Here is a 20,501-nt window from a genome sequence, read left to right as displayed (position 1 = left end):
GACGTTATTATTCAACGATCAGCTTCCGAGCATTTTTTACACCAAGTCGGAAGCTGAATAGTTACAAAAATCTTTAGTTTCGATCTTTTAGCTAGGCTCTTGGTATTGGATATTAGGCTCTGTTACTTGCTTTTCTCGTAGACCCGATCACACTTTAAAGAGCAAAGCCAAACGATGGCCTTGATTTATCTCTAGTTTGTTTTTATCCCCAGCCTGCTTGAGTATACTTAGAGAGTATTATTGGATTATCACTTATAGGGCCGGCCTGAATAAAAGGAAGCGCATTAAATGATTAAGCACACAGTTTTGCACCCACAGCACCTAGCAGCGGGTGCCAAGATGGTCGACTTTCACGGTTGGAATATGCCTATTCAATATGCCTCTCAGCTGGATGAGCATCATATTGTGCGTACCGACGCCGGCATGTTCGATGTGTCCCACATGACGATTGTTGATGTGACAGGCAGCGAGGCAAAACCGTTTTTGCAAAAGTTACTCGCTAATGACGTAGCGCGTATCACCGAAAACGGTAAAGCCATTTACAGTGGCATGCTCAATGAACAAGGCGGTGTTATTGATGATCTCATTGTTTATTTAATGGCTGACGAGTTTTATCGCCTGATCGTCAACTCTGCAACCAGAGATAAAGATCTGGCGTGGATGAACAAGCAACAACAGCAGTATGACGTTGCGCTCACCGAACGCGCCGAACTGGCTATGGTGGCCATACAGGGGCCAAATGCTAAAGCCAAAGTGGCTCAAGTGCTTACTCCCGAACAAAATAAAACCATTGAGGGGCTTAAGCCTTTTTATGGTGTTCAAGCGGATGATTTTTTTATTGCCACCACCGGCTATACCGGAGAAGACGGATACGAAATAATAGTGCCCGAAGCCCAAGTCACTGAGTTGTGGGATAATTTGCTTGCGGTCGGTGTTAAGCCTTGTGGTCTGGGTGCGCGCGATACCCTTCGTTTAGAAGCCGGTATGAACTTGTATGGCCAAGACATGGACGAAACAGTGTCACCGCTGGCCGCCAACATGGCTTGGACCATCGCCTGGGAACCAGACTCGCGAGACTTTATTGGCCGTGCGGCGTTGCAAGCTCAAAAGGCCGATGGCAGCCAACCCAAGCTAGTGGGGGTGGTAATGAAAGAAAAAGGCGTGTTGCGCACGGGTACCGCAATTCGTTTTATTGATGAACAAGGTCAAGAGCAACACGGCATTATCACCTCGGGCAGCTTCTCGCCTACACTTGGTCACAGCATTGCATTGGCGCGGGTGCCTCGCTCTATTGGTACTCAAGCGGAAGTGGAAATGCGTAAAAAATGGGTGTCGGTATCTATCGTTAAACCCACGTTCGTACGTTTCGGTAAAGCTATCGCAGCTATTTAACAAAAATTTAAGCATTAAAAGGAACCATTAAATGAGCAATCTTCCTAGTGAACTGAAATATGCCCGCTCCCACGAATGGGTACGCCTAGAAGCAAACGGAGAAGTCGTGGTTGGTATTTCTGAGCACGCCCAAGACTTGTTGGGTGATATGGTGTTTGTTGAGTTACCAGAAGTAGGGCGCACCCTAGACGCCAGCGAAGAGTGTGCGGTGGTGGAGTCGGTAAAAGCCGCGTCAGATATCTATGCTCCCGTAAGTGGCGAGGTGATTGCCATTAACGAAGAATTAGAAGATAGCCCCGAATTAGTTAACTCAGATCCTTATGGAGATGGCTGGTTGTTCCGTATCAAGCTGGCAGACGAGTCCGATTTAGACGAGCTTCTTGATGCAACTGAATACCAAAGCAGCATCGACGAAGAGTAAAACATCGTGAAGGGTTAAAGGTGAAGGGTGAAGAGAACGACATAACACTCATTCCAGAACCGAGCCTAAACCTGTTTTTTGCAACGAGTCGTTGCGAATAAGTCTTAAGGCAGGCCTGCAGGCTTGTCCTCTTTACCCTTCACTCTTCACATTAACTTTCTGTGGCAAAAATGCTCTTTAAGTTTTTCAGTCGCTATAACTGACAGCGGTTAAGGAAGTGAACATGATCCCGTCTTTGTTTGAACTTGAGCAACATAATGCATTTATTGGTCGCCATATCGGGCCAAATGAGCAAGACATTGCACACATGCTGACCGTTATCGGAGCTGGGTCTGTGGATGAACTTATTCATCAGACCGTGCCCGCCAACATTCTTAATGACCAGCCGCTGGGCATTGGCGCTAGTCGCACCGAAGTAGAAGCGCTGGCTTATTTAAAGTCGCTGGCGCAAAAAAATAAGATCAATAAAAGCTATATCGGCATGGGGTATCACGACACCCATGTGCCCTTGGTGATCCAGCGTAATGTACTGGAAAATCCTGGCTGGTATACGGCGTACACGCCATATCAGCCAGAAATTGCCCAAGGCCGATTAGAGGCACTGCTCAACTTCCAACAACTAACCCAAGATCTGACGGGGCTCGACTTGGCCAGTGCGTCATTGCTTGATGAAGCCACTGCCGCCGCCGAAGCCATGGCGTTGGCCAAGCGTGTCAGTAAAAATAAACAGGCTAATACCTTTTTTATTGCCGACGATGTACACCCACAAACCATAGACGTAGTGCAAGAGCGTGCGAGTCATTATGGCTTCGAAATAACCATAGCGCCTGCGGCAGAGGTGTTGAAGCATTCGGTGTTTGGCGCCTTATTTCAGTATCCCTCTACCACTGGGCAAATCTGTAATATCAGCGAATTAATTGCTGGGGTACAAGCGCAAAAAGGCGTCGCTTGTGTGGCGGCCGATATCTTGTCGCTAGTACTGCTTAAGGCCCCTGGCGAACTGGGTGCCGATGTGGTGTTAGGCAACGCTCAGCGCTTTGGCGTGCCTATGGGCTATGGCGGCCCGCACGCGGCATTTTTTGCTACTCGCGATGCCTATAAACGCTCTTTGCCTGGTCGTATTATTGGAGTATCTAAAGATACCCGTGGCAAGCCGGCTTTACGCATGGCCATGCAAACCCGTGAGCAACATATCCGCCGAGAAAAGGCCAATTCCAATATCTGTACCGCTCAGGTACTGCTGGCGAATATGTCGAGCTTTTATGCGGTATATCATGGGCCCGAGGGGCTTAAGCGCATTGCTACCCGCGTGCATCGCCTCACCGATATTCTGGCAGAGGGGCTAACTCAGCAGGGCATGACGCTGCGCCACGACACGTGGTTTGACACCATAACGGTGCAAGTCAGCGAACAAGACAAAGACGCTATTATCGCTCGAGCATTAGCACAAGGCGTGAACCTGCGCACCGATGTTAGTGATGCATTAGGCGTGTCATTGTCGGAAACTACCACTCGTGACGATGTGTCTGAGCTGTTCGATATTTTCTTAGAGCAAGGCCATGGCCTTGACGTAGAGCAGTTGGATATTAAGGCAACACAAAGCAGTCATTCTATTCCTCAAGAGCTAGTGCGAGATAGTGCAGTCTTAAGCCACGAGGTGTTTAACCGCTACCACTCAGAAACTGAGATGCTGCGCTATATCCATAAGCTAGAAATGAAAGACATGGCGCTTAATTACAGCATGATTGCGCTAGGTTCGTGCACCATGAAGCTAAATGCGACTGCCGAAATGATGGCTATTAGTTGGCCCGAGCTGGCACAACTGCATCCCTTTGCTCCATTGAGCCAGACTCAGGGCTACCAGCAAATTATTGCCGAGTTAGAAAGTTGGCTGGTTAAAATTACCGGTTACGATGCCATTTGTATTCAGCCCAACTCGGGCGCGCAAGGTGAATACGCCGGTTTGTTGGCCATTAAGAAGTACCATGAATCCCGTGATGATCATCATCGAGATATTTGCCTGATCCCAAGCTCTGCCCACGGCACTAACCCTGCATCTGCACAAATGGCCAACATGAAAGTGATTGTGGTGGCGTGCGATAAACTGGGCAATATCGACATGGTTGATCTTAAGTCTAAGGCGCAAGAGGCGGGTGATAACTTGTCTTGCGTCATGGTCACTTACCCCTCGACTCACGGCGTGTATGAAGAAAACATTCGAGAAGTGTGTGAAGTCATCCACAGTCACGGCGGCCAAGTGTACATGGATGGTGCCAATATGAATGCGCAGGTGGGGATCACCTCTCCTGGCTTTATTGGCGGAGATGTTTCTCATCTTAATTTACACAAAACCTTTGCTATTCCCCACGGTGGTGGTGGCCCTGGCATGGGACCTATCGGCGTTAAGGCACACTTGGCCCCGTTTGTGGCCGGCCATGCGGTGATAAAAACCGACAAGCCCAGCCGCGATAACGGTGCCGTGTCGGCTGCGCCATTTGGCTCAGCCAGTATCTTGCCCATCAGCTGGATGTATACCGCATTACTGGGAGATGAAGGGCTAAAGCGGGCCAGTCAGGTGGCGATACTTAACGCCAACTATCTGATGAAGAGCTTGGCAGATGACTATCCCATTTTGTATACCGGGCGTAATGGTCGCGTCGCTCACGAATGCATCGTGGACTTGCGGCCATTAAAAGAGAGCAGTGGCATTAGCGAAATGGACATTGCCAAGCGCCTTAATGACTATGGCTTTCATGCGCCGACCATGAGTTTTCCGGTGGCGGGCACTTTAATGATAGAACCCACCGAGTCGGAGTCTAAAGTTGAAATTGACCGCTTTATTGCGGCCATGAAACAGATCCGTGAAGAAATTCGTCATGTAGAAAATGGCATTTGGACACGGGAAGACAACCCACTGGTGCATGCACCCCATACGCAAGATGACATTATGGATGCACAGTGGAACCGCGCCTATAGCCGAGAGCTGGCGGCCTTTCCTACCGCTGAGGTGCGACGCGCTAAATTTTGGCCGACCGTTAATCGAATTGATGATGTTTATGGCGACCGTAATTTATTCTGCAGCTGTTTACCTACCTCAGCCTATGAATAAATAGTACTAAGCGCCCAGCGCCAAGCTAGATATAAAGCAGCTCTTAACTCCTAACACTCGTTAGGAATTAAGGGCTGCTTTTTAGTTTCTGGCAGCGATGAGTTATACCTATCGGAGAACGTAACTGATCTATTTAGCCTCCTGTAAAAGCCGAATAAAGGGGCCACTCCATCGACACGCTGCAAGCACACCCTTGTGGTGCTCAAACACATAGGTCACAACACAAAGCTAAAGATTCTCTTGCCACGGAATACACGGAAGAACACGGCAAAATAGAGAGCAGATCTGAACGGGATCTTGATGGTAACAGCGGAGATTAGACCTAAGAAAAAGTGACAGACGAAAAAGAGGCTGAATATGTAGGTTGCTTTGGGTATTGTCTTTAAATCGGTGAAGAGGAAAGGGGCGGGCGAGCTTATACACACCAATCACTTAACTCATCACCGACAGAAATAGTCTTAACGACGCGTTGTTTTATCGTTGAATGCTGGCCAAAACGGCAGTTAGTAGATATGGTAAATAGGCTATATTCAACATTAAGCGGTTTTACTACTTAATTATCAGGAGGCGCTATGAGCCAGAAATATGAAGCAGAACGAGCGGTACTACTGGAAGATGTAAAGCAGGTACTTAAAGATGCGGAATCGCTCTATAAGGCAGCGGTTGACGATGGCACTAAAGAAGGTAAGGCGTTAAAGGAAAAGCTGAAAGCCCAATTAGGCAAGGCACAGCAGCAGTATGCCGAGTTGGAAGGCACTGTAATAGAGCGCACCCGCCAAGCTGCCGCTAGCACCAACGATCTAGTTCATGAAAAGCCTTATCATGCCATTGGTATTGCTGCCGTGGTTGGCCTGATCTTAGGTGCATTTTTAAGCCGTTGCGGCCGCTAAGGGCGGTGTGTTACCAGAGCACCGCGTTAACGTTGTGGCGCTCTGGGTAATGGTTAACGCGTATTATAAAGCTTTACTCTCTGTCGGGTTGCGGTCACGCCAATGCCCGACAGCACTTTTATGCAAAGGACGGTTTATTAATGAGTAGCCAAATCAATTCGTTGAAGGAGTTGCTGCATACCGTTACCGAGCTGCTATTTGTACGCTTTAAAATGGCCCGTATCGAGTTTGTTGCACAAAAAGAGCGCATGGTGCGGCTGGGCATACTGGCATTTATGGCGGTAATGTTATTTTTAATGTCTTACATTAGTTTGTTGTTTGGTTTGAACGTGGTGTTGTCGCCCGTTGCTAAAGTGTGGGTGTTTTTTACTTTGTCTGCGGTATTGTTATTGCTGATGATATGGGCATTTTGGTCTATTAGTCGCAATTTAGCGGGGCAACGGCGATTTTTGGCGAATACACTACATGAACTGCAAGAAGATGTAGCTTATGTGCAAGGCAAAAAGACCATGGCCGATTGGTCGTTAAAGGAGTAGCCCATGCACAAGTCATTAAAAGAAGAGCAGCAATTATTACAACTACAAGCCGAAGCACTTCGGCTTAAGTTATTGACCAATCAACTACGTCGTCAGCAAGAGAATGCAGGGGCTGGTTTACTGGATCTTGCCAGCCAACTCCCCAAGGCCGGTTTAGTGTGGCGGCTGGCTAACAAGCCGCGTAAGCTTAGAAGTAAGCTACTACTGGGTGCCGGCCTGCTAGCGGTACTATATCTGCGTTTTTAACCGTTAAAAAGTACGTGAAGCGCGATGGGTAAAGGGTGAAGGGTGAAGAGGACAACACAACAGCTAAACACCCTTCACTTAAGTTAGCTTCGATAATCCCCTATATCGGGCCTGCGGCTGGGGCCATTTAGGGCAATATCTACGGGATGGAAGGCTTTAATGGCTTCAAAGCAAAAATCACCAACCGCCCGGTGCAAAGCTTGAGGGTCATGATTGGTGATAATAATGACACTTTTTGCTAAGTTTCGACGCCGACGTAACAAATGCCCCAAAAAGCTCGACTGACTTTCAGGAAGCCGTGCGCGGTTAGCCGCTACTTCATCGATAATAAGTAAGTCCACTTCTTCTAATGCTCGACGATATTGATTACGCGTTTCTTGTTCTTCAAGTACCCCAAAAAACAATCTATCGACTACCGAAGCCCATTGCTGAAAAATAACCGACTTTTGATGTTGGTAAATAAGGTCGTGGGCGATGGCGCCGGCGAGTGTTGACTTACCTGTGCCGAAGTCACCATAAATGAGAATGGCGGCCCCACCTTTTTCTTTCCAATGGTCAAAGGCATTAATAAAATGGTGAGCGGTATCAATATGGTGACCTAACGCTGGGTCGTCCCGGTCCATATTGTCGAACACCCACTCAGAATTAAGATCGGCCTGAGCTAGCAGTCGCTCGGTGCGTTGCTGTTTCGCTTGAGCCTGTGCTTGTTGCACATCAATATTTGCTTGTTGCTCATATTGGCGTTTAAGTTCGAAGTAATCGTACTCGGGCAGGGTTCCACCGGCGCGTAACTTCTGTAGATGGCTAAGCACCTGCTTTACTTCACCACCGGCAGCGGCTGGGGTGGTGTCTTTTTGTGGTTTAGGGCGACGACGGCGACGAGCAATGTCATTTAGGTCGGCGGCAATTTCTTCAGCTGTCTTTTTCATCAGATCCGCAGTCCTCTTGCTTATTAACGTGTGGAGTGTCGGCGTTAAGGCGCAAGGCCTCCGCCATCATTTGTTGAGCCCGCTTACTGGGGCCTGAGTCGGTTTTGACTGGCAACTGTTGGTAACCTGCATCCGGTTGAGGGGCAGAAACTCGCTTGATGCTGCGTTGGTTCTTTAGCTTGCGAACTAATTTCAACATCCATTGATGCTGGTTTTCAAACACTTCGGGCCGGCCCAGCCAATAAGCAATAAACTCACCTAATTCGGTTTCGTCTATATGGCTATCCAGTAAACCACATAATCGCGCCAAGCCGTCGAACTGTTCATCTGGTCGCCATTGCGGGTGCATAGCAAACTGGCGAGAAGGCAGTGCAACTAAGCCCTGAAGTCGTTTTAGCGGCAATGAAAATACGGCACCATGGTAATGCTGAGGGTGCGGGTTTTCTAGCAAACTTAACAAACCGACTGCCAGCAACTCATCAATGAGCTCGGTCAGTGTAGCGGGCGTGACACGATAACGATATCCCCCATCACCTTGCACCGCCAATGCTTTACCTAACACCGGGTAATCTAGTGCTTGAGTTTGGTCACCACGGGCCTGATGTTGTAGATACAACTGATACAGGCTGCGCGCTGGGTGCGATAACTTAGGGGAGGTCAGCGCCTGATATTCTGCCGGTGTCATTGTATGTTACGACTCCAATAGTAAACGACTGCCACTGCTCTGTTACGTCTTTGTTGTTTAATGGAGCTATTAATAGCTAAGCTGCTTTAAATAGCTGCGAAAACTTTCGCCTAGCTCGGGATGGCGTAAGCCAAACTCAACATTTGCCATCATCAGACCCAGCTTATTGCCACAGTCATGGCTTTTACCCGTAATGTGATGGGCGGCTACCGATTGTTGCTCCATCAACATAGCGATGGTGTCCGTTAACTGAACCTCATCGCCTTTGCCTTGTGGAGTTTTGCTTAATAGTGGCCATATATCTGCAGATAATACATAACGACCCACTACCGCTAAGTTAGAGGGCGCCTCTTCGCGTAGTGGCTTTTCTACCATGGCTTTAATGGACGCTGATTCGCCTTGCGCCAAGGTGCGAGCGCCAATATCTACGATACCAAACTGGTCGACTTGTTCTTCGGCCACCGGCTCCACTAAAATTTGGCTGTGACCGCTGTTCTTAAAAGCGTCGATCATGGCGGCAAGGTTGTCCTGTTGTAAATTACAACTGGCATCATCAATCAGTACGTCGGGCAGCAGAATGGCAAACGGCTCATCGCCGACTAGCGGGCGGGCACACAAAATAGCATGACCGAGGCCTTTGGCTTCCCCTTGACGCACATGCATGATGGTTACGTCGGGTGGACAGATGCGCTTTACCTCATCAAGTAATTGGCGCTTTACCCGCTTTTCTAGGGTGGCTTCTAATTCAAAGCTGGTATCAAAATGGTTTTCAATCGAGTTTTTACTGGCATGAGTAACTAGCACAATTTCTTTGATGCCGGCTTTTACCGCTTCGTTAACCACATATTGGATTAATGGCTTATCAACTACCGGTAACATTTCTTTAGGAATGGCCTTGGTGGCCGGCAGCATACGAGTACCTAATCCCGCAACCGGGATCACGGCTTTACGGATCAAAGGCAATGCTGTGGTCGTTTTCTGAAAGCTGTCATCAGTGAGATTTGCAGAGGTAGCTGAAGGCTTGGTCGAGGGCATAATAGTCATCACAATAAACAAGAATGGCTTATGATAACCAATAGCGACCCTCCCGACTATATTGGGAGGGTCAGATTGGCCGATCTGTTTAGTTTGACGAGCTACTCTGTGAGTAAGTGTCGGTTTTTTTCTACCGTAGCGGGGCCAATACCACTGACCTTCGCTAAGTCATCTACCGAGTCAAAAGGGCCATTCTCCTCGCGATATTCAACAATGGCCTTGGCTTTAGCCGCACCCACACCTGTTAACATAGCGAGTTGTTCTACATTGGCATCATTAATGTTAATGCTGGTAATAACTGCATCTTGAGCGGGTGGGGAGGTAGTTTCTTGAGCCAAGGTTGGCGTTGAAACGGCTAATAGTGCGACCAACATGGTCGACAGTAATGTCCTATTCATACCATCACTCCTTAATGAGAATGTGCTTATTTTTTGTCCAGTGGACACTGTTAAGCCTTGACCATAAGTAGCATTACCGCTAGTGATTGTTTAAAAAACAACCAGTGAAGGTAGGGGCAGAGCAGGGAAGGGGTAGAAAGGGGGGATAAAAAAACCGGCCGCAGCCGGTTAAATTAAGGTAAGACTTTTTTGAAAGGTTTAACGATAACAGACTCATATACGCCAGCTGCCACATAAGGGTCAGCATCTGCCCACGCTTGGGCGGCACTTAAAGAGCTAAACTCAGCAATCACAGTGCTGCCACTAAAACCCGCCTCGCCCGGATCTTCGGCATCAATGGCAGGGTTTGGGCCTGCTACTAATAAACGACCTTCTTCAGCTAATGCCTGCAAACGGCCTAAGTGAGCGGGGCGCGCCTCTTTACGTAACGGCAAGCTGTTTGCTTTATCCTGAGCAAAAATAACATACCACATGATGTGTTTTCCTTGTTGTGGGGTGAAAAAACGGGTTAACAATAAAAATAGAAGGTCACTTAAGTAACCTTCTATTGATTGCAACACCAATAAACGTGAGCAGAGTTATTTCTCTATAGTTTGCTGGTGGCGATACAGATAAATGACGGTGGCAAAGGTGAACAGCAGCGTCAAGCCCAACAAGCCAAACACTTTAAAGTTAACCCACACCTCTTGCGACAGGCTGAAAGCCACATACACATTGAGTGCACCGCATACGGCAAAAAACAGCGCCCAAGCAACGTTGGCTTTATCCCAGATATTGTCGGGCAGCGTCATTTCTTTGCCCAACATTTGCTTGATCAAATTTCTGCCAAAACCGTAACGGCTTACTAACAGCCCGATGGCAAACAGGCCATTAACGGCGGTTACCTTCCATTTAATAAAGGCATCGTTTTGGAAGAACATGGTCAGGCCGCCAAAAAATATCACCAGCACTAAAGTAATCAGGTGCATTTTTTCGAGCTTTTTATGCTTAAACCAAAAAAACAGCATCTGAATGCAAGTAGTGGCCATTAGAGCACCGGTTGCGGCATAGATATCTACGGTTTTATAAACCGCGAAAAAAATGATCAGGGGGATAAATTCGACAAGCTGTTTCATTAGAGGTAATCCAAGCCAAGCTACAAATATAACGACAGTTTACCTATCGCACACACTGCTGGCAAAGCATTGCTTGTTTAGAGCTAAGGAGAAGCACACTGCACAGCTGAAGGCTTGTCCGCTACCCGGTGTGGCCGTCGAGCCTTACCTGTTACAGATAAAGTGTTAAAAATATATGCTCGAAGCGTCAACCCAATTGGTACTATCTGTAGTGTCAGCTTTTTTTAAGGTTTTATAATGGATATTTACCCTGTATTTTGCCGAAATATGAGTGAGTTACCACCCAAGGCGTCGCTGGTGGTGGGGTTTAGCGGCGGGCTAGACTCTACCGTACTGCTGGCGTTGGCTGCTCGTTTAGCAAAAGACGGGGGCATAGCTGTTAGGGCGCTGCACATTGCTCATGGCTTGCAGTCGGCTGCAACAGCTTGGCCGGCGCACTGTATTCAAGTAGCCGAGCGGCTTGGCATCGCCTGCCAAACAATTAGGGTTCAGGTGAAGTTAGGGCCAAGAGTGAGTGTGGAGGCGGCCGCTCGGGATGCACGCTACCTCGCACTGGCTGATGCGATGCAGCCCAACGAGATATTATTAACGGGGCACCACCAAGATGATCAGGCCGAAACATTATTGCTGGCGCTAAAGCGGGGGGCTGGCATAGCAGGGCTTGCTGCCATGCCAAAACAAAAGCCCTTTGGGCCAGGTCAGCAATGGCGGCCATTATTAAGCTGCTCGCGCTTATCATTGGAGGCGTACGCGCAAGAACAAAATTTGAGCTGGGTAGAAGACCCCAGTAATAGCGATAATGCGTTTGATCGTAATTTTTTGCGTAATTGCGTTTTGCCCCGTTTGTTGGCGCAATGGCCCTCATTTAATGAAACGCTGTCTCGTAGTACAGAGTTATGTGCCGAGCAAATGAGTTTGGCGCAAGAGGTAGCGGAGCAAGACTTACCCGCGTTGCTGAATACGGCGGGCGGCCTCGTTATTAACGGCTTACAAGCATTAAGCTCGGCGCGGCGCGCAAACGTGTTACGCCACTGGTTACAGTTGCATCATGTTCATCCGAGTCGTAGCCAGTTGCAGGCCATCTGGCAAGAAGTTGCGCAGGCACGGATTGACGCCAATCCTGAAGTCCGTTTGGGAGAGTCTAAAATATGCCGTTATCAAGGTGCTCTTTATGTACCTATGCCAATGGCTGAGCCTCAGCCCTTAGCTAGCCTTATGGCTGACCAGTGGCAGTCTTGCGGTGTTGGTCAACTAAAGTTGAGTGCCGTTAGTCAGGGGGCCGATTTAAATGCTGAGTTGGATCCGGGGCATATGCGCATTGAGTTTCAGATACCTGGTCTGCGCGCCCAGCCGGTTGGCCGCGTGGGCTCTCGGCCACTAAAAAAACTCTGGCAAGAGTACGGCGTTCCGCCTTGGCAACGTGCCCACATTCCGCTGCTGATGCAGGGGGATGCACTGGTGGCAGCCCTCGGCCTGTTTGTGTGCCAAGAGTACAGCACCAGCCCTGCAGAAGCCGGCTGGCGGATGGAATGGAAAGAAAGCCGTAGGCTTTAAGCCAGAAGCTGTAAGTTAAAAGCTAACCTCGAACCTAGAACCTGCAGAATCGATGCTCTGACCGTCATCCAGACAGACTCTGTGAAGGGTAAAGAGTTAAGGATGAAGCGAACAAGCCACCGAGCCAAACAAAGGGCCCCAAGACTTTTTCGCCACGGAATCCACGGATCCCACGGAAAAATAGAGACAAATCTGAAAAACACTTTATTAGTAAGATCTTATAAAATCCAAGTCTCTTAATCGTTTTTCGATCTTATCTCATCTTGATTTTTCCGTGTTCTTCCGTAGATTCCGTGGCAAATATATAGTTTTGGTGTTTATGCCGTTCTCTTCACACTTTCCGCTTCACCCTTCACTGGGTTTTATTTAAACGTCGCCCAAATTGGCGCGTGATCGGACGGTTTTTCAATACCGCGTAGCTCATAATCGATGCCCGTTTCAACTAACTGCTCGACTAACGGCTGGGTGGCCAGCACTAAGTCGATACGCAGGCCGCGATTGTCGTCGAAACCGCGGCTGCGATAATCAAACCACGAATATTGAGCTGTGGTGTCGGGGTTTTGTAAGCGCCAAGTGTCGGTTAAGCCCCAGCTAAGCAGGCGTTCCATCCATTCCCGCTCTTCTGGCAAGAATGAACACTTACCATCGCGTAACCAACGCTTGCGGTTTGGCTCGCCAATGCCGATATCGAGATCGGTGTGCGAAATATTCACATCCCCCATCACAATGACCGCTTCATCGGGCTGATGATATTCGGTGAGATACGCTTGTAGATCTTCATAAAAACGCGCTTTAGCGGGAAATTTAGTCTCGTGCTTGCGGTTTTCACCTTGTGGAAAATAGCCGTTTAATATGGTGACTTCGCTGCCGTCAGGCCGAGCAAAGCGACCCATGATCATGCGTCGTTGGGCATCTTCTTCATCACCAGGAAAGCCCTTACGAATTTCTAGCGGTGTCTGTTTGCTCAGTAAGGCCACACCATAGTGGGCTTTTTGACCATGAAAGTGCACCTGATAACCCATGGCTTCTACCGCTTCCACCGGAAACACTTCGTCGTGCACTTTGATTTCTTGCAGGCCGATGACATCCGGCTGATGTTTATCGATAATCGCCTGCAACTGATGCAAACGAGCTCTAAGTCCATTGATATTAAAGGAGATAACTTTCATAGCGACACCTGATACAAAAATATGGCGCTATGCTAGCAAAAAACAGCGTCTTCAGCGAAACATTGGCGGTGAAGGGTGAAGTCATTTTGTAGGCGCTGCTTCAGCTGCGCAATGCCGCGCAGCGGTATCTTTGCTCCGGTATTTCATATATCGCCATATCACTTTTAATCCGAGCACCAGATCCTGCTGCGCAGGATTTAGCAGCTAAAGCAGCTAAAGCAGCTACTACAGGGGGCTTTTCTTTTGACTGGGCGCCGGGCGCTGGGTTTCAGCCACACTTTGTTACATTTAGCGGCTTGCTGACATAGTCTGGCGTGGGGAAACAGGTAAACTAAGCCAAGCTTAGGGTCTGTTGACCCTTTGAGACGCGAAAGGTCAACAGACCCTGGTATAAGGAATAAAAAAAACATGCTTGATAACAAATTTTCTGGATGGCTAGGAGCGGGTCTATTGGCGTTGGTAGTGCTGGCACCGGCCACCGCATTGGCGCAGCGTAGCTCTGTGGTGACCACGGTACGGGTGACTGAACAACCGATTTCCGCAAATATAGAACTGATAGGTACCTTGAAGGCAAACCAGCAGGTGGCCATTGCTCCGCAGGTGAGTGCGCGAGTGACACAAGTGCACTTTGTGCCGGGCCAGGTGGTTAAGAAAGATCAGCTGTTATTAAGCCTGGACGACCGGGCGGCACAGGCGGCGGTGCGTGAAGCCCGCTCCGTGCTCATGGATGCACAACGTATTTCCAAAAACTATCAAACCCTGTTCAAGCGCAAGGCGGTTACCCAAACCGAGGTGGACGGCCAACAGGCCGCCGTCGCCATGGCCGAAGCCAAGCTGGCCGCCGCCCGAGTAGCAGCGGATTATTTAACGCTGCGTGCCCCTTTTGCCGGCGTGATGGGGTTAACCGATGTGGCGCCCGGCATGTTGCTGGCGGCTAATACGCCTGTGGCCGAGTTGCTGGATATCAGTAGCCTGAAGCTCGATCTGGCGGTGCCCGAAAAATACTTTGGCAAGCTGAGCGTGGGCGAACAACTGACCGCTTACACCCAGGCCTATGGCGAGCAGGTATTTATTGGTGAACTGGCGGTGATTGCCCCCAGCGTGAACAGCGATACCCTGAATGCCGAGGTGCGACTGGTGTTTGATAACAGCGACGGGCTCTTGGTGCCCGGCATGTTAATGCGGGTGCAATTGGTCATTGCCAATAACACTCAGATGGCGATACCTGCCCAGAGCCTGCTGTATGCCGGCCAGCAGCGTTATGTGTACGTGGTGGATGATCAAGGTAAAGTCAGCCGCCGTAACGTGAGCACTGGCCTTAATTTAGGAGACATGGTTACCATTGCCAATGGGCTTGAAGTGGGCGAGCAGGTGATCCGCGAAGGCACGGTTAAGGTGCGCGAAGGCAGCCAGGTAGAGGTGATCAATGAAGCTCTCTGATCTGTCTATTGCGCGGCCGGTGCTGGCCACCGTATTCAGCTTGATGCTGTGTGTGTTTGGCATTATTTCCTTTTTCGAATTGCCGCTGCGAGAAATGCCCGACACCACCTCGCCGGTGGTGACGGTACGCACCAACTATACCGGTGCCAGCGCCAGCGTATTAGAAACCCAGGTGACCAAACGCCTGGAAGACGAGCTGTCGGGCATTAGCGATGTTAAATATATCAGCTCCAGCACCAGCGATGGTAGCTCCAGCATCACCATTGAATTCGATCCATCCCGCAACCTGGATAATGCCGCCAGCGACGTGCGTGAAGCAGTCGCCCGAGCCTCTCGTAGCCTGCCTGACGAGGCCGACGCCCCCATAGTGACCAAAGACACGGGCCGCAACGACGTGATCTTGTGGGTGACGCTGCGCTCGACGGGCATGTCGCCGCTGGCGCTGGGCGATTATGCCCAAAACGTGCTGGCCGATCGTTTCAGCTTGCTCGACGGTGTCAGCTCGGTATGGGTGGGCGGGCGCAAAGAGCGGGTGATGAATGTTCGGCTGGATCCCATCGCCATGGCGGCGCGTGGCGTTACCGTGGCGGATATTCGTGCCGCGCTTCACTTGCAAAACGTTGAGCTGCCAGCCGGCACCCTGGAGAACAGCCAGCAGAATTTTGCCGCCCGCATTCAGCGGGGCTATGACCAGTCCGCCGATTTTAACAGCCTGAGTATTCGTCGTATCGACTCGGGCAGCCGCGTTTATCTAAGTGATGTGGCCGATATATGGGAGGGTGAAAAACCCGAAGACACCCTGTTTCGCTCTAATGGTCAAAACGTGGTGGGGCTGGGCATCGTAAAGCAAACCCAGGCCAATACCTTGGAAGTGGTGGAAAAGGTCAAGCAGGCCATAGTGGCGCAACAGCCTTTCTTGCCCGAAGGTGCCGAGCTGACCTGGACGTACGACAGCTCGGTATTTATCGACAGCGCCATTAGTGAGGTGTATCAAACCTTGCTGATCACCGTGGGACTGGTGGTATTGGTAATTTACATCTTTCTGGGGCAGGTGCGCGCTACCCTGATCCCCGCCGTGACCGTCCCCGTCTCGCTGATCAGCGCCTTTATACTGGCCTATGCGCTGGGTTATTCGGTCAATCTGATCACTCTGATGGCGCTCATTATGGCCATCGGCCTAGTGGTCGATGATGCCATAGTGGTGCTCGAGAATATTTACCATCATCTGGAGCGGGGGCGCTCGCCGCTGGCGGCGGCTTATCATGGCGCCCGTGAAGTGGGGTTTGCGGTGATTGCCACCACCTTGACGCTGGTGGCAGTATTCTTACCCATCGTCTTTATGGGCGGCATTATTGGCCGAATATTTACCGAATTTGCGGTGCTATTGGCAGGCGCCGTTATTTTTTCCTCTTTGGTGGCATTAACGCTCACCCCGGTAATGAGCAGCAAGATATTAACGGCCAACCAAGCGCCCAGCTGGCTGGCCACGCGTTTTAATGCGGGTTTTGCCCGGTTGGAGCAAAGCTATCGCCGTCTGTTGGGCGCTAACCTGAAGCGACCCTGGTGGGCACCATTAATCATGGTGCTGGCGCTGGGCGGGATGACACTACTGTTTAAGGAAGTGCCACAAAGTCTGACCCCCAAAGAAGACAGAGGCGTGGTGTTTGTCATGGTCAAGGGCGCCGAAGGGGCCAGCTTCGAGCGCATGAGTCGTGTCATGGGTGAAGTGGAGCAAAGACTCATCCCCTTGCAGGAAGAAGGCCTTGTTACCAGTTTAACGGTGCGCACCCCCGGCTTTGGCGGTGGCGTGAACAGCGGCATGGTCATTGCCAGCCTGGAAACCTGGAGTGAACGCGAACAGTCGGCCGAGACCATAGTCGGGCGTATTCGCGGCCTGACCAAAGACGTGGCCGATGTGTTGGTGATCCCTATTTTACCTTCGTCCATTCGAGGCGGATCCAGCTCGCCGGTGGAGTTTGTGCTGGGCGGTGCCGATTTTGATGAGCTGTACGACTGGGCCGAGCAATTACGCGTGATTGCCCGAGACAACCCGGGCCTGAGCGATCTGGACCTGGATTATGCGCAAACCAAACCCGAGCTGTTGGTGGAAGTGGATCAGCAACGCGCCGGCCTGCTGGGCATTTCGGTGACCGATGTGGCCGATAGCCTGAACGTGATGCTGGGCGGGCAGGCGATTACCACCTACGAGCGGCAGGGAGAGGAATACGATGTGTACCTGAAAGGGCAACAAGATGCCTTTCGCCAGCTGAGTGATATCAGCAGCATTTATCTGCGCGGTGGCAATGGTGACCTGATCTCGCTGGATAACCTCGTCACTTTGAACGAGCAGGGCGCCTCGCCTTCTCTTAACCACTACAACCGTAAAAAAGCCATTACCCTGAGCGCCAACCTAGTCGGCAGTTATAGCCTGGGCGAGGCGCTGGATTATCTGGATCAGCAGGTCCGCGATAATCTGCCCGATTATGCCATTGTCGACTATAAGGGCGAGTCACTGGAATACAAGAGCAACCAAAGTGATGTAGCCTTTGTTTTTGGGCTGGCGCTGGTGGTGGTGTTCCTGATTTTGGCGGCACAGTTTGAAAGCTTTATTCATCCCTTTATCGTGTTGTTGACCGTGCCTCTGGGATTGGTAGGCGGCTTGCTGGGGCTGTATTTTGCGGGCATGACGCTGAATGCCTATAGCCAGATTGCTATGGTAATGTTGATAGGGCTGGTGACCAAAAACGGCATCTTGATTGTGGAGTTTTCCAACCAGCTGCGCGATCGCGGTTACGCCTTTAACGAGGCCGTAGTAGAAGCGGCGGTACGTCGCTTACGGCCGATTTTAATGACCGCCTTTACCACTATTATTGGTTCTATCCCGCTGATTTTAGCCAGCGGCGCAGGTGCCGAAAGCCGCCAAGCAGTCGGTATAGTGGTGTTTGCCGGAGTGTCGTTAGCGACACTCCTGACGCTGTTTATTGTGCCCGCCATGTATCGACTGTTGGCCCGTGGCACTAAATCGCCCGAGCACCAGCAACGGTTACTGCAAGCCGCGCTTGAAGAGCAGACGGAAGCGCCTAGCGCCTAGCGCCGAGCACCAAGCTAAACACAAACATGCCCACATCCATGCATCTGCGTGGATGTGTTTTTTGGTTTATGCCGTCATCCTGACGAAAGTCAGAATCTCGCTTTAGGTTTAGAGCCTTCAAAAGACAAAGCTAGATACCGGAGCAAGTCCGGTATGACGGTATAAGAGCGGCGTGTCTTGTGGTTTGGTCGTCATCCTGATGAACATCAGGATCTCGCTTCGGTTTATAGCCTTCAAAAGACAAAGCTAGATACTGAAGCAGGTCCGGTATGACGGTATAAGGACAGGGGCGGTGTTGTTCGCGAGTTTTGGTGTCTTGCCGTTCCCTTCACACGTTACGCTTCACTCATCACAGATTTCAGGAGGCATAAAAAAAGCCAGTGCTATGCACTGGCTTTTAAATAGATGGTGGAGGAGGCTGGATTCGAACCAGCGAAGGCTGAGCCGTCAGATTTACAGTCTGATCCCTTTAGCCACTCGGGAACTCCTCCACAAATTAACTTTTAATCGGTTTAGCTTTAAGTGTGTAATTAACACTCCAACCGTGTACTGCTTACTTAATGTTGTAATTAGAATATTTATTAATTTACAATTAACAAATATTCTAATTACTAACACCAAGTTACAAATAGATGGTGGAGGAGGCTGGATTCGAACCAGCGAAGGCTGAGCCGTCAGATTTACAGTCTGATCCCTTTAGCCACTCGGGAACTCCTCCACACTTTGTGCTGCGCATATTACCAAAAAGATCTGACTTGTGAACCCCTAAAGTGTAATTATTTTCTAATTAAATAGGGTTTGCTGCCGATAACTAATCAAACGCCTACTTTTTACACTTTTATATGCTGACAGAACTCAATAACACACTGCTCGTTAACGACAGCCAACTTGGAGACCACCTTAATCAGGCGGTCCAGGAAGGCCGTCGTAGCGATTTTGGTTTGTTGTTGGCGTTGCTGTCAGAAGATGCCCGTGACTTACCACGCATTGAAGAAACAAAAAATGAGCAGGGTCAGACTGATTGGCGCGAATACTTTGCATTGCCCGAACAAAACCCGCTGTATGCCGAACAGCAAGACGAAATACGTGCCCCACAGTTATCGGCTTTGGCGAGCGGTTTACATCAAGATAGCCTGCGCATGATGCTCGCCATGCGTGCAGAGCCACTGCGGGTGAGCAATGATATGTTACCAAATGACGTAAGCAGTAACCTTGATCCCCGTACTAAAGCGAGATTGGCCGGTGCGTATATGGCCAGCCACATCCCCCAAGATCCCAGCCGCATCCTCTCGGTGTTAGAAGCGTTGAAAGTCTAAAAAAAGCCGGAAGCTTGAAGCTGAGAGCTGGAAGAAAGACACCAGGTTTGTAGATGCGTTGTTTGGTTTAACTTCCAGCTTATCGCTTATCGCTTCAAGCTTTCTTGGCAGCCTTTTATGGCTGGGGCCAACAGCTCTAGTGCCGTGTGTTCACAAGGGGGCAGGGTGGCATTGGACTGTTTAAGCGGTGTTACGCGCTCGCCCCAGCGAATAACGGCGGCACCCCAAGTGAGCCCTGCACCAAAAGCGGCGGTTAATAGTAAATCACCGGGTTTTACGCGGCCTTGCTCAAGAGCCTCGCACAAAGCAATGGGCACGGTGGCGGCCGAGGTATTACCGTATTGTTCAATGTTGATCATCACCTTATCGATGGGTAAATCCATCTTTTTGGCTAAGGTCTCAATGATGCGAATATTGGCTTGATGGGGCAGCAAAAGGTTGATGTCTTGTTTAGTTAAGCTGGCTTGTTCTAGCACATTGGCGGCGGCTTCACCCATGCCTTTTACGGCGCGCTTAAAAATTTCTTTACCGTCAAAGTTTACTTCAAACAAGCCATCGGTATGGGCAAAGCGTTCGCGGCTCGTACCCGAATTAGGCACCGCCAAAATACCGTTAGCCTCGGCGTCACAGCCCAGTTTATCGGCAATTAATCCCAATGGCTGCTCGCAAGCTTCTAATACTACGGCACCTGCACCATCGCCAAATAATACGGCGGTATCGCGTTTGGTCCAGTCTAAATAATGGGTTAAACGCTCGGCACCAATCACCAACACTCGATTCATGGTGCCGGCTTTAATTAAGGCACTGCCGACACTTAAACCATAAATAAAACCCGTGCAGGCGGCGTTAATATCAAACACGGCGGCACTGCCTGCCCCTAAATTGCGCTGTACGGCAGAGGCGGCGCTGGGCACTAAGGTGTCGGGGCTGGCCGTGGCTAAAATAATACAGTCGATATCACAGGCCTCAAGTCCTGCGGCAGCCAGAGCGTGCTGTGCGGCAACGGTAGCTAGTTCGGAGGTGTTTACATGGGCGATACGACGAAAACGAATACCCGTACGGCTGTGGATCCAGTCGTCGGAGGTTTCTAAAAAGGTACTCAGGTCATCATTACTTAATGCGGCGGGGGGTAAGCATTTTCCCCAACCGGTAATATTGGCGTAGCGCATAAATAA

General features: G+C 50.1%; 18 protein-coding genes and 2 tRNA genes. 10 read left to right on the top strand and 10 right to left on the bottom strand.

The genetic code is table 11. The features are described from left to right. Positions 1 to 288: 288 nt before the first annotated feature. The 6 genes from gcvT (at position 289) to ACFQ1C_RS12930 (ending at position 6,594) form a co-directional block, all read left to right on the top strand. Positions 289 to 1,392 carry a glycine cleavage system aminomethyltransferase GcvT gene (gene gcvT / locus ACFQ1C_RS12955; protein WP_379559035.1) on the top strand — a complete coding sequence of 368 codons (1,104 nt, stop codon included), beginning with the start codon at positions 289 to 291 and terminating at the stop codon, positions 1,390 to 1,392. Between the two features lie 31 nt (positions 1,393 to 1,423). Then, positions 1,424 to 1,813: a glycine cleavage system protein GcvH gene (gene gcvH / locus ACFQ1C_RS12950; protein WP_379559034.1), complete on the top strand. Its 390-nt coding sequence runs from the start codon at positions 1,424 to 1,426 to the stop codon at positions 1,811 to 1,813. A 223-nt stretch (positions 1,814 to 2,036) separates the two neighbouring features. After that, entirely contained in the window at positions 2,037 to 4,922 is a 2,886-nt protein-coding gene (gene gcvP / locus ACFQ1C_RS12945; RefSeq protein ID WP_379559033.1) for an aminomethyl-transferring glycine dehydrogenase, read from the top strand. A gap of 572 nt (positions 4,923 to 5,494) precedes the next feature. Continuing rightward, complete coding sequence (locus ACFQ1C_RS12940) at positions 5,495 to 5,812, top strand: DUF883 family protein (RefSeq protein WP_379559032.1); 318 nt, start codon at positions 5,495 to 5,497, stop codon at positions 5,810 to 5,812. Between the two features lie 140 nt (positions 5,813 to 5,952). Continuing rightward, a complete protein-coding gene (locus tag ACFQ1C_RS12935) occupies positions 5,953 to 6,348 on the top strand; it encodes a phage holin family protein (protein WP_379559031.1) in 396 nt (131 codons plus the stop codon). A 3-nt stretch (positions 6,349 to 6,351) separates the two neighbouring features. Next, positions 6,352 to 6,594, top strand: a complete 243-nt coding sequence (locus tag ACFQ1C_RS12930; protein WP_379559030.1) for a hypothetical protein — start codon at positions 6,352 to 6,354, stop codon at positions 6,592 to 6,594. Positions 6,595 to 6,677: 83 nt separating this feature from the next. Here the strand turns inward: ACFQ1C_RS12930 and ACFQ1C_RS12925 are convergent, their stop codons facing one another. The 6 genes from ACFQ1C_RS12925 to ACFQ1C_RS12900 form a co-directional block, all read right to left on the bottom strand. Then, complete coding sequence (locus ACFQ1C_RS12925; protein ID WP_379559029.1) at positions 6,678 to 7,523, bottom strand: DnaA ATPase domain-containing protein; 846 nt, start codon at positions 7,521 to 7,523, stop codon at positions 6,678 to 6,680. Continuing rightward, positions 7,507 to 8,208 (bottom strand): DnaT-like ssDNA-binding domain-containing protein, encoded by a 702-nt coding sequence (locus ACFQ1C_RS12920; RefSeq protein WP_379559028.1) that lies wholly within the window; start codon positions 8,206 to 8,208, stop codon positions 7,507 to 7,509. The genes ACFQ1C_RS12925 and ACFQ1C_RS12920 overlap by 17 nt, the downstream gene beginning before the upstream one ends. Before the next feature lie 69 nt (positions 8,209 to 8,277). Then, the gene (gene galU / locus ACFQ1C_RS12915) at positions 8,278 to 9,165 is read right to left on the bottom strand and encodes a UTP--glucose-1-phosphate uridylyltransferase GalU (RefSeq protein ID WP_379559039.1); all 888 of its coding nucleotides are present in this window, start codon (positions 9,163 to 9,165) and stop codon (positions 8,278 to 8,280) included. 179 nt (positions 9,166 to 9,344) lie between these two features. Then, positions 9,345 to 9,641, bottom strand: a complete 297-nt coding sequence (locus ACFQ1C_RS12910; RefSeq protein ID WP_379559027.1) for a ComEA family DNA-binding protein — start codon at positions 9,639 to 9,641, stop codon at positions 9,345 to 9,347. 173 nt (positions 9,642 to 9,814) lie between these two features. Continuing rightward, a complete protein-coding gene (locus ACFQ1C_RS12905) occupies positions 9,815 to 10,114 on the bottom strand; it encodes a YciI family protein (protein ID WP_379559026.1) in 300 nt (99 codons plus the stop codon). 105 nt (positions 10,115 to 10,219) lie between these two features. Next, entirely contained in the window at positions 10,220 to 10,756 is a 537-nt protein-coding gene (locus tag ACFQ1C_RS12900) for a septation protein A (protein WP_379559025.1), read from the bottom strand. A gap of 237 nt (positions 10,757 to 10,993) precedes the next feature. Here ACFQ1C_RS12900 and tilS point away from each other — a divergent pair, with 237 nt between their 5' ends. Next, positions 10,994 to 12,310: a tRNA lysidine(34) synthetase TilS gene (gene tilS, locus ACFQ1C_RS12895; RefSeq protein WP_379559024.1), complete on the top strand. Its 1,317-nt coding sequence runs from the start codon at positions 10,994 to 10,996 to the stop codon at positions 12,308 to 12,310. A 362-nt stretch (positions 12,311 to 12,672) separates the two neighbouring features. Here tilS and xthA read toward each other — a convergent pair whose 3' ends face one another. Further along, positions 12,673 to 13,479, bottom strand: coding sequence for an exodeoxyribonuclease III (gene xthA, locus ACFQ1C_RS12890; protein WP_379559023.1), 807 nt, complete (start codon positions 13,477 to 13,479; stop codon positions 12,673 to 12,675). A gap of 408 nt (positions 13,480 to 13,887) precedes the next feature. Between xthA and ACFQ1C_RS12885 the strand changes: the two genes are divergently transcribed. Both ACFQ1C_RS12885 and ACFQ1C_RS12880 read left to right on the top strand, forming a co-directional pair. Beyond that, positions 13,888 to 14,919 carry an efflux RND transporter periplasmic adaptor subunit gene (locus ACFQ1C_RS12885; RefSeq protein WP_379559022.1) on the top strand — a complete coding sequence of 344 codons (1,032 nt, stop codon included), beginning with the start codon at positions 13,888 to 13,890 and terminating at the stop codon, positions 14,917 to 14,919. Next, positions 14,906 to 18,010, top strand: a complete 3,105-nt coding sequence (locus tag ACFQ1C_RS12880) for an efflux RND transporter permease subunit (RefSeq protein WP_379559021.1) — start codon at positions 14,906 to 14,908, stop codon at positions 18,008 to 18,010. Before ACFQ1C_RS12885 ends, ACFQ1C_RS12880 begins: the two co-directional genes overlap by 14 nt. Positions 18,011 to 18,416: 406 nt before the next feature. Here the strand turns inward: ACFQ1C_RS12880 and ACFQ1C_RS12875 are convergent. After that, positions 18,417 to 18,501: transfer RNA gene (locus ACFQ1C_RS12875), tRNA-Tyr, on the bottom strand. 142 nt (positions 18,502 to 18,643) lie between these two features. Then, positions 18,644 to 18,728, bottom strand: a tRNA-Tyr gene (locus ACFQ1C_RS12870). A 124-nt stretch (positions 18,729 to 18,852) separates the two neighbouring features. Between ACFQ1C_RS12870 and ACFQ1C_RS12865 the strand changes: the two genes are divergently transcribed. After that, a complete protein-coding gene (locus tag ACFQ1C_RS12865) occupies positions 18,853 to 19,326 on the top strand; it encodes a VC2046/SO_2500 family protein (RefSeq protein ID WP_379559020.1) in 474 nt (157 codons plus the stop codon). Positions 19,327 to 19,412: 86 nt separating this feature from the next. Here ACFQ1C_RS12865 and ACFQ1C_RS12860 read toward each other — a convergent pair whose 3' ends face one another. Next, positions 19,413 to 20,495 carry a ketoacyl-ACP synthase III gene (locus ACFQ1C_RS12860; protein ID WP_379559019.1) on the bottom strand — a complete coding sequence of 361 codons (1,083 nt, stop codon included), beginning with the start codon at positions 20,493 to 20,495 and terminating at the stop codon, positions 19,413 to 19,415. Between the last annotated feature and the right edge of the window lie 6 nt (positions 20,496 to 20,501).

Source organism: Oceanisphaera ostreae (genome assembly GCF_042676125.1).
Lineage (GTDB): Bacteria > Pseudomonadota > Gammaproteobacteria > Enterobacterales > Aeromonadaceae > Oceanimonas > Oceanimonas ostreae.
The sequence above is the reverse complement of the archived record's forward strand: the minus strand, read 5'-3'. Positions and strand labels throughout refer to the sequence as shown.

What these genes read in the sequence shown, in the direction of transcription:
- gcvT (WP_379559035.1), top strand. Translation starts at nt 289, where the DNA reads ATGATTAAGCACACAGTTTTGCACCCACAGCACCTAGCAGCGGGTGCC.
- gcvH (WP_379559034.1), top strand. Translation starts at nt 1,424, where the DNA reads ATGAGCAATCTTCCTAGTGAACTGAAATATGCCCGCTCCCACGAATGG.
- gcvP (WP_379559033.1), top strand. Translation starts at nt 2,037, where the DNA reads ATGATCCCGTCTTTGTTTGAACTTGAGCAACATAATGCATTTATTGGT.
- ACFQ1C_RS12940 (WP_379559032.1), top strand. Translation starts at nt 5,495, where the DNA reads ATGAGCCAGAAATATGAAGCAGAACGAGCGGTACTACTGGAAGATGTA.
- ACFQ1C_RS12935 (WP_379559031.1), top strand. Translation starts at nt 5,953, where the DNA reads ATGAGTAGCCAAATCAATTCGTTGAAGGAGTTGCTGCATACCGTTACC.
- ACFQ1C_RS12930 (WP_379559030.1), top strand. Translation starts at nt 6,352, where the DNA reads ATGCACAAGTCATTAAAAGAAGAGCAGCAATTATTACAACTACAAGCC.
- ACFQ1C_RS12925 (WP_379559029.1), bottom strand. Translation starts at nt 7,523, where the DNA reads ATGAAAAAGACAGCTGAAGAAATTGCCGCCGACCTAAATGACATTGCT.
- ACFQ1C_RS12920 (WP_379559028.1), bottom strand. Translation starts at nt 8,208, where the DNA reads ATGACACCGGCAGAATATCAGGCGCTGACCTCCCCTAAGTTATCGCAC.
- ACFQ1C_RS12910 (WP_379559027.1), bottom strand. Translation starts at nt 9,641, where the DNA reads ATGAATAGGACATTACTGTCGACCATGTTGGTCGCACTATTAGCCGTT.
- ACFQ1C_RS12905 (WP_379559026.1), bottom strand. Translation starts at nt 10,114, where the DNA reads ATGTGGTATGTTATTTTTGCTCAGGATAAAGCAAACAGCTTGCCGTTA.
- ACFQ1C_RS12900 (WP_379559025.1), bottom strand. Translation starts at nt 10,756, where the DNA reads ATGAAACAGCTTGTCGAATTTATCCCCCTGATCATTTTTTTCGCGGTT.
- tilS (WP_379559024.1), top strand. Translation starts at nt 10,994, where the DNA reads ATGGATATTTACCCTGTATTTTGCCGAAATATGAGTGAGTTACCACCC.
- xthA (WP_379559023.1), bottom strand. Translation starts at nt 13,479, where the DNA reads ATGAAAGTTATCTCCTTTAATATCAATGGACTTAGAGCTCGTTTGCAT.
- ACFQ1C_RS12885 (WP_379559022.1), top strand. Translation starts at nt 13,888, where the DNA reads ATGCTTGATAACAAATTTTCTGGATGGCTAGGAGCGGGTCTATTGGCG.
- ACFQ1C_RS12880 (WP_379559021.1), top strand. Translation starts at nt 14,906, where the DNA reads ATGAAGCTCTCTGATCTGTCTATTGCGCGGCCGGTGCTGGCCACCGTA.
- ACFQ1C_RS12865 (WP_379559020.1), top strand. Translation starts at nt 18,853, where the DNA reads ATGCTGACAGAACTCAATAACACACTGCTCGTTAACGACAGCCAACTT.
- ACFQ1C_RS12860 (WP_379559019.1), bottom strand. Translation starts at nt 20,495, where the DNA reads ATGCGCTACGCCAATATTACCGGTTGGGGAAAATGCTTACCCCCCGCC.